The following is a 7,517-nucleotide window of genomic DNA, read 5'->3' on the forward strand; positions in this document are numbered from 1 at the left end:
GCTTCAAAATATTTAAAGAATCAATGTTTTCTATTACGCCCCCACCAGTAGAAATAACATCATATTTTGATATACATTCTTTTAAATATTTATATTCTAATTTTCTAAAACCATTTTCCCCGATTTGCTCAAATATTTCAGGAATAGTTTGATTTTCTTCTATTTCAATATATGAATCTAAATCAATAAATGTTAATTGTTCCTCTAGTGAAAGAAACTCACCAATAGTACTTTTTCCTGTTCCCATAAAGCCAATGAATATTATAGGCAATTGTTTATCGTTCAGTTGAATCACCTTTTTTCAATTTTTCAATAATAGCATTATCATAATAATGATTTATATTATGAATTGTCTTCAATTTTATACTAAATTGTGTAGTATAAAAAGTGATTATTGATAAATAAATAATAAATAGAAATAAAGTATAGCTACTAATAAAGGCCTTAGAATTAAATGTAAAATTCTTTTTCATAATTTACTTTTTCATCCCCAATTTTTAAGGTCACTTTTATTATTTTAGAGTTAATAGAGTTAGCTTTGAAATCTATAACGTTATTCAATAAAGTAATATTTCCTCGTCCTTTGTTTTCATAAATTAATTTCGAATTTTTAAATTTTATATAACTTTTCTCTTCTTTTTCGTGCACTAATATTGTGTTTCTATTGATTATTTGAAAGGAAGTGTGGGAGTTGTTTGATAAATGGCTTAAATCAGATTGAAAAAAAGCATATTCAGTTTGATTGTTCTCATATGATTCATGAAGATAAAATTGAGTGAGTTTTAATATTTGAGGAATTAAACTTAATACTAATAGCGTAACTAATAGAGATAAAAGCATTTCAATAAACGTAAAAGCCTTTAAATTAATATTTAACGCACACTTTATTCTTTTCAACATTTTTAAAATTGCAAATCGAATCTTTATTGAGTTTAATATGATAATCACCTAAATCTATACCCTGACTTAATTCTTTAGTATTGTAATGATTGAGGCAGGTTATAATAGCTTGCTTCATTTCTAAATATTTATATTGTTCTTTAAGAGAAATATTTAACTGTGATAACAGAGGAATGAAAATAGTAGAAATAATAACTATGATGAGAAAAGAGAAAATACTATCTGCTAAAATGCTTGCTCTTTTGTTAAAGCGATACATATCTTATTCTCCCTTTGTCAATATGGAAAATGACCTTATATAAACGCTTGTTTATACTTAAAATGAATGATCCAAAGTTATTTACCCTTCCGTCTTTATCAAATGTTATTTTCTTAATTTTAGAAATGGTTTTGATTTTACCATTTTGAATTTTAAAACTATAATGCGGGCCTTTTTCTTCTATTACATTTATGATTGAAGAGTTTTCTGTTAACGCTAACGTAATAGACTGTTTATCGCCTATAGCTTTAGATTTAAAATAATCAAATTGAGTAATAAGTTGGTTTAAGCTTAATTCATTATTAATGATGGTAAACTTATTTCCTTTAGAGATGGACAGACTTATATTCAATAATATAATTAGTATCAGAAGAGTTAATAGACTTTCTATCATAGTAAATCCACTAAATAGTTTAACTTGCAACAGCTTCACCATTATTGATAGTAATCGTTTCTCCAGATTTACAAGATTTCTGTCCTTCTTTGATGTATCCATCTGTAACTAAGTCATCAATACTATTAGGTGCTCTATTATTTTTTAGCGTATAAGCTTCTATTTGACTATTCACCATTTTTACTTGTGCATCACATCCAGTTGATTGTATGTGCGCTGTTTGTTTAGCAATATTAGGAATAATTAAAATTAATAGTACGCTAATAATAAGTAATACAAGTAACATTTCAATAAGTGTAAAAGCTTTTAATTTTCTTAGTTTTTGTACATAATTTTTCATGATATCGCCTCTTCGTTATTTAATATTTTGCATAAGTTGAAACATAGGGAGCATTATGACTAAATATAAACTGATAATGAAAAAACCTAAAAATAAAAATACAACTGGCTGAATGATTTTCGAATGTTTTAAAGCTTTATTTTGAATTCTTTGAATTAATATTTGGCTATATAACTTTAGTTCCACATCTAATTTCCCACTTTTTTCACCTTGTTGGATAAATTTGATTAAATCATCTTGAAAGCAATGTTGCGCTCTTAAACTTTCTGCTAAACTAATTCCATTATTTGAATTTTGTAATAGCAGTTCACCTAAATAATTTAAAAATGAATTATTTTTTTGGCTAATATAAATTGATACGATATTTTGTAGAGTAATCCCATTTTTATAAAATAATGAAAGTTCACTTGCAATTTGATACGTTTTAAATAATTTATAATAACCTTTGAATATTGGTATTTGAGTTAAAAATTTAATTTTTTTAGCAATACTGATATTAGCTTGTATGATGAGTAATGTGATGAAGATAAAAATAGAAAGCATTGAGATAATCATTATAAAAGTTGGTAATGTAGAAATAGTTTTTGTGAGGAATTTTTGAAAGAAGGAAAGATTTACATCCATAGTAGCGTATAGCTGTTCAAATTGAGGGAGTACCGTAAAGTTCAATATAGTAATCATACCAATAAAGATAACTATTAAAACTATCGGATATTGTATAGACTTTAATATTTGTTGTTTAGCGTTTAAGTTTGTTTTTAAATAGTTAATAGATTCTTGAAGAGAATCTTCTATATTACCAAATTTTTGGGCGAAATAAATTTGTGTAATGATTGATTGCGGATAGCCGATTAGATTTAGAACATCATCACAAGCCATTCCATTTTTTATACCTTCGATAATCTTATTACTTAAAGTTTTGTTTTTATATTTGAAGTATAAATTTATAAAATTAAAACATTCAAATAAAGTAAATCCACTTTTTAATAAACTATTTAAATTCTCAAGGAGCATAATTTGTTGAGTTGTGTTCAAATTTTTCTTTCTTTTTTTATAAATATTTATCTGCAGTTTCTTCACATATTGTGCCCTCTTTCGACATAAGTAATAACTTATCTTTTAAATTATTAAAGTTCTTAGGTAACGTATTATTATGTTCAAAAAAGTATTGTATTTGATTATTATTTATCAATTCGCAAACAAGCTGACGTTGGTTAGATAATGTAGTGATTAGTCGTTGATTAGATATTAAATTTATAGCTTGTGAAATTTCTTGAATACTAATGCCCATTTCTAATAATCGCAGTATGGCCCCCTTACAATTGCTTGAGTGCATCGTTGATAATACCAAATGCCCACTCAAACTAGCTTGAATAACACATTTTGCAACTTCTGCATCTCTAATTTCTCCAATCAATATGACATCTGGATCACATCTTAATATAGCTTTAAATGAACTTATATAGTCAATACCAGCTTTTTTATTAATCGAAACTTGAGTAATCCCTTTGAGTAGTTGTTCAACAGGATTTTCAATAGTTATCACGTTTAAATTCAGTTTCTCATACGCATATAAAACCATTTGATACATTAATGTGCTTTTTCCAGACCCAGTGGGCCCTGTGAATAAAATTAAACCTTGCTTTTTATTCATCAAGTGTTTGAAATCTTTAAAGTCTTTATACTCTTTTTTGGATTGAAAATATTGAGGTATGATTCTGATAACACAACTTTCTGTACCTAGAGATAAAGGTAAGGTAGAAATCCTTAAATAATATAAACCTTTCGCTTGATACGTATAGCGACCACTTTGAGCAATTTGTTGAGTTGACACATCTAATCCTGCTTGAAATTTCATATAAACTAATAGTTTCTGATAAATACTTATTTTAAAAGTCTCATATAATTCAAGGTTATCATTTACTCTAAATTTGATATAGACTTCATCTTCAGCAGGGATAAAATGAATGTCACTAGCATTCTTACTAATAGCTTTGTTTACAATTTCTTTAAATAATAACTTCAAAAAATCACCTCCTACATTATTAAACGTAGGAGGTGAAAGAATTACTTTATTTTATTGTCCATCTAAGTATGGATTTAATTGTTCGTCATCAACTGTTGTGTATTGGCCATGACCAGGGAATAATGGTAAATCCCCTTCTAATTCAAATAATTTGTCTTTAATTGAATCTACTAATGTTTCATAATCGCCTTTATATAAATCTGTTCGACCAATTCCATTATTAAATAATGTATCACCTACAACAGCAAAATCATCAAATACATACGTTAAACTTCCTGGAGAATGACCAGGTGTATGAAGTACTTTCATATTAAAGTCACCAATATTAAAGTCACCTTCATCTAATGAATTAGGTTGCGCTTTACTTGTGATTAAAGGCATACCATACTGTTTAAATTTGGCTGCTCCATTTTTTTCTGGATCAGTTAAAAAGTCAAATTCTTCTTTATGCATGTAGAGAGGTACGTCATATTTTTCTAAGACGTCATCAAGTGCGCCAATATGATCGAAGTGTGCATGCGTTAATAAAATAGCTTTCAATGGTTTATTAATTTGATTTAACTTCTTGAAAATCTTATCAGGTTCTCCCGCAGGGTCGATTAATAAAACACTATCTTCATTTTCAATAAAATATGCATTAGTATCTACTAAGCCTAAAGTTAAATTTGAAATTCTCATTTTACTCACCTTGTCCATCTATATGTTTTTGAACTGATTTTAACTTATCATTCATTTTACGAGATTTATCTCTTCTGTCATCAATACGTAGGTTAGTACAAACTCTATCTAGACCTTTGTCAAATGGAAGTTCATGAATAGCTTGAACAACTTCAAATAAATCTTTAAGATCTCCTTCAATTAATGTATTCATAGGTGTTAATTGATAATCGATTTTACCTTCTTTTTTGAATTCTTCTAATTTCATTTGAATTTCAGCAATATATTTGCTTACGCTTGGCCCGTTTGTGCCAACGGGAATAATAACTACATCAACAATAGCCATTATTTTACACCATCCTTTTCTAGTATATAAGTTTTAATTAGTCCAGCAGCACCTGTGATACCTGCATCGTTACCAAGTTTAGCTTGGACTATTTCAGTATCTTTTTGTGCTGGTGTGAAAGTTAAATTATGATATTCAGTTTTAATATTTTCAATTAAAATTAATCCGGCAGTAGACATTCCGCCACCAAGTACGATGTATTTAGGATTACTTGTCGCGCTAATAATACTGCATAAGTATGCAATGTGATTAGCAACTCTTTCAGTAATAAAGATACAGAATTGATCTCCAGCCTTAGCAGCATCGAAAACAGCTTTAGCAGTAACCTTATTTTCCTTAATTAAAGGTAAAATAGAAGATTTAAAAGTTAACTTAGGATAGTAGAAATTAACTAAATTAACTACGCCAGTTGCAGATGCTACAGTTTCAATACAACCTGATTTACCGCAGTTACAATTAAAGCGTTGGTCAAAATCTGTTCTGATATGGCCAATTTCAGCTCCAGAACCGTTATGTCCATGAACAATTTCACCGTTTGAAATAATTCCGCCGCCTAAGCCTGTACCGAGTGTAATAGCGACTACATCATCAGCGCCCTGACCTGCGCCTTTATGCTTTTCACCTAAGGCTGCTACATTTGCATCATTATCTACATAGACTGGACAATCAATAAATTTACTAAAAATTTCTCTAACATTTACGTTGCCTGGCCAATGTAAATTTACGGCGCCATTCACTATACCAGTTTCAAAATCAACTGGTCCTGGTACGCCTATACCAATACCAATCGCATTTTTAACGTCTAAACCACGAGTAGCTAAAATTTCAATAAATGAGTCATAGATGTTCTTTAATAGCTTTTCCCCTGTAGGATCAGATGTATCTGTTTCAATTGACCATTTGTGTAATTGTTCTAAATTTTCATCAAAAATACCGAGTTTACAAGTTGTACCACCAATATCAGCTGCTAATATTACGTTTGTCATTTATGTTCATTCCTTCTTTGGTTAATAATCAAAATACACTTCAAATAATCATCTTTAGATATTAATTCATAATTATAGAGTGATTTTATTTCTTGTAACATCATTTCACACATATCATTAGGATCTTTAAAATAAATAATAAATCCAAATTTTTTTAAAAGCTGTAAGACATCATAGAAATTATTGATTTCCTGTTTCATTTGTCTTTTTCAACTCTTTTTCTAAATTTTTATATTTATTGTCATTTGAATCATTTTTTACTGCTTTTTTAGCATAACTTAAAGCTTTTTCATTATCATTTAGCGCTCTATTAGCGATAGCTAATTCATAATTTAATAAGCCTGAATTAGGATATTTTTTTAAGCCTCTTTCCCAATCAGCCATTCCTTCAGCTCTTGAGCTAGTAGTCGCAGTAATTAAACCTTTTAAATAATAAGTTTCGGCATCATCATAGCCTTTGTTAATAGTATGATCAACTAAATGACTTGCTTCTTTATAATCATATTTTAACATTGCATCTTGAATTAATTTATCATAGATATTTTGCTCTTTAATTGCGAAAATTCTTACCTGTAAGGCTACAAAAATAACTAGGAGTAAAATTAAAAATATCCAAAATAAATTACGGTTTACAGTAAAATAATAACCAACAAGTGTGATTAATATTCCACCTACAAATCCTCCTAAGTGCGCCATTATATTTACGTTTGACATGAATAAAGATAATACGACCATTATTAATAATGCAATTAACATTTGCCCAATTACTTTTTTGTCAAAAGTTTTACTGATAATCATCATAGCAAAAATAGCGCCTATGAGACCAAAGATGGCACCACTAGCCCCTACCGATATTGTATGAACATTAAAGGATAGTGAAATAAAGTTACCAAGTAAACCTGAAATCATGTAAATACCTAACATCTTTAATGGACCTACAATAGATTCTACAATCTTACCAAAAATAAATAATGACAACATATTCATTAAAATATGTTCAAAATTAAAATGTAAGAACATTGAAGTGATAAGACGGTACCATTCACCATGAACAACATTAAAATGAACTAGCCCACCGACATCTAACAATTTAACGTCAGAGAAATGATTTAAATATAAAATCATTATGAGCCAAATAATCACATTAATGGCGATTAGAAGATAGGTCATAGGCGTGAATGTCATCATGTATTTATCAATTGGATTTTGTCTCAATACGCGTTTTTTATATTGAACCGCCGATGTTTTATTATTTCGAGAAATAAGCTTAGCCAACATTAAATTTGGCATCAATTTTTCTAAATCTCTCATTTCATTAATTAAATGAAAATCCATCTTAAAAGGATGCGTTTCTTTAAACTCACTCATATTTAAATCTTTATCAGCAAAATAAATGAACTCAAATAATTTAGGTTCGAAACTTAATTTCTCATTAATGATACTACTATTATCATTAATTTTAGATTTATCAAATCGAATTTCTTGTGTTGAGGTAACGTCTTTACGGAAAATAGCTATTTTTCTTTTATGTTTATTAGCAAGCCATACCTCATTTTCATTTTTTTCAATATTTATTAGATGATAGTCAAAATAACGAATCCAATAATAT

The 7,517-nt window shown here is 28.3% G+C and carries 11 protein-coding genes; all 11 read right to left on the reverse strand.

The window, feature by feature from the left end; all coding sequences use genetic code 11:
- Window positions 1-292, reverse strand: a 292-nt coding sequence (locus tag CD127_RS11530; protein WP_276307639.1) for a shikimate kinase, incomplete at its 3' end; no start/stop codon positions are given.
- 573 nt (window positions 293-865) lie between these two features.
- On the reverse strand, window positions 866-1,159 hold the full coding sequence (locus CD127_RS11545; RefSeq protein ID WP_103366800.1) for a hypothetical protein: 294 nt from the start codon (window positions 1,157-1,159) through the stop codon (window positions 866-868).
- Window positions 1,146-1,553, reverse strand: coding sequence for a competence type IV pilus minor pilin ComGD (gene comGD, locus CD127_RS11550; RefSeq protein WP_235851305.1), 408 nt, complete (start codon window positions 1,551-1,553; stop codon window positions 1,146-1,148). The genes CD127_RS11545 and comGD overlap by 14 nt, the downstream gene beginning before the upstream one ends.
- Window positions 1,554-1,572: 19 nt before the next feature.
- Window positions 1,573-1,893 (reverse strand): competence type IV pilus major pilin ComGC, encoded by a 321-nt coding sequence (comGC, locus tag CD127_RS11555; RefSeq protein ID WP_103299178.1) that lies wholly within the window; start codon window positions 1,891-1,893, stop codon window positions 1,573-1,575.
- 15 nt (window positions 1,894-1,908) lie between these two features.
- Entirely contained in the window at window positions 1,909-2,973 is a 1,065-nt protein-coding gene (comGB, locus tag CD127_RS11560; protein ID WP_103366802.1) for a competence type IV pilus assembly protein ComGB, read from the reverse strand.
- Window positions 2,945-3,919, reverse strand: coding sequence for a competence type IV pilus ATPase ComGA (gene comGA, locus CD127_RS11565; protein ID WP_103366803.1), 975 nt, complete (start codon window positions 3,917-3,919; stop codon window positions 2,945-2,947). The genes comGB and comGA overlap by 29 nt, the downstream gene beginning before the upstream one ends.
- Window positions 3,920-3,970: 51 nt before the next feature.
- Window positions 3,971-4,597 (reverse strand): MBL fold metallo-hydrolase, encoded by a 627-nt coding sequence (locus tag CD127_RS11570; RefSeq protein WP_103366804.1) that lies wholly within the window; start codon window positions 4,595-4,597, stop codon window positions 3,971-3,973.
- Window position 4,598: 1 nt separating this feature from the next.
- Window positions 4,599-4,922, reverse strand: coding sequence for an MTH1187 family thiamine-binding protein (locus tag CD127_RS11575; protein WP_103298547.1), 324 nt, complete (start codon window positions 4,920-4,922; stop codon window positions 4,599-4,601).
- Window positions 4,922-5,908 (reverse strand): ROK family glucokinase, encoded by a 987-nt coding sequence (locus CD127_RS11580; protein WP_103366805.1) that lies wholly within the window; start codon window positions 5,906-5,908, stop codon window positions 4,922-4,924. Before CD127_RS11580 ends, CD127_RS11575 begins: the two co-directional genes overlap by 1 nt.
- Entirely contained in the window at window positions 5,905-6,108 is a 204-nt protein-coding gene (locus tag CD127_RS11585; protein WP_103298549.1) for a YqgQ family protein, read from the reverse strand. Before CD127_RS11585 ends, CD127_RS11580 begins: the two co-directional genes overlap by 4 nt.
- On the reverse strand, window positions 6,089-7,517 hold a 1,429-nt coding region (locus CD127_RS11590), incomplete at its 5' end, for a rhomboid family protein (protein WP_240623879.1). The genes CD127_RS11585 and CD127_RS11590, both read right to left, overlap by 20 nt.

This window comes from Staphylococcus petrasii, assembly GCF_002902565.1.
Lineage (GTDB): Bacteria > Bacillota > Bacilli > Staphylococcales > Staphylococcaceae > Staphylococcus > Staphylococcus petrasii.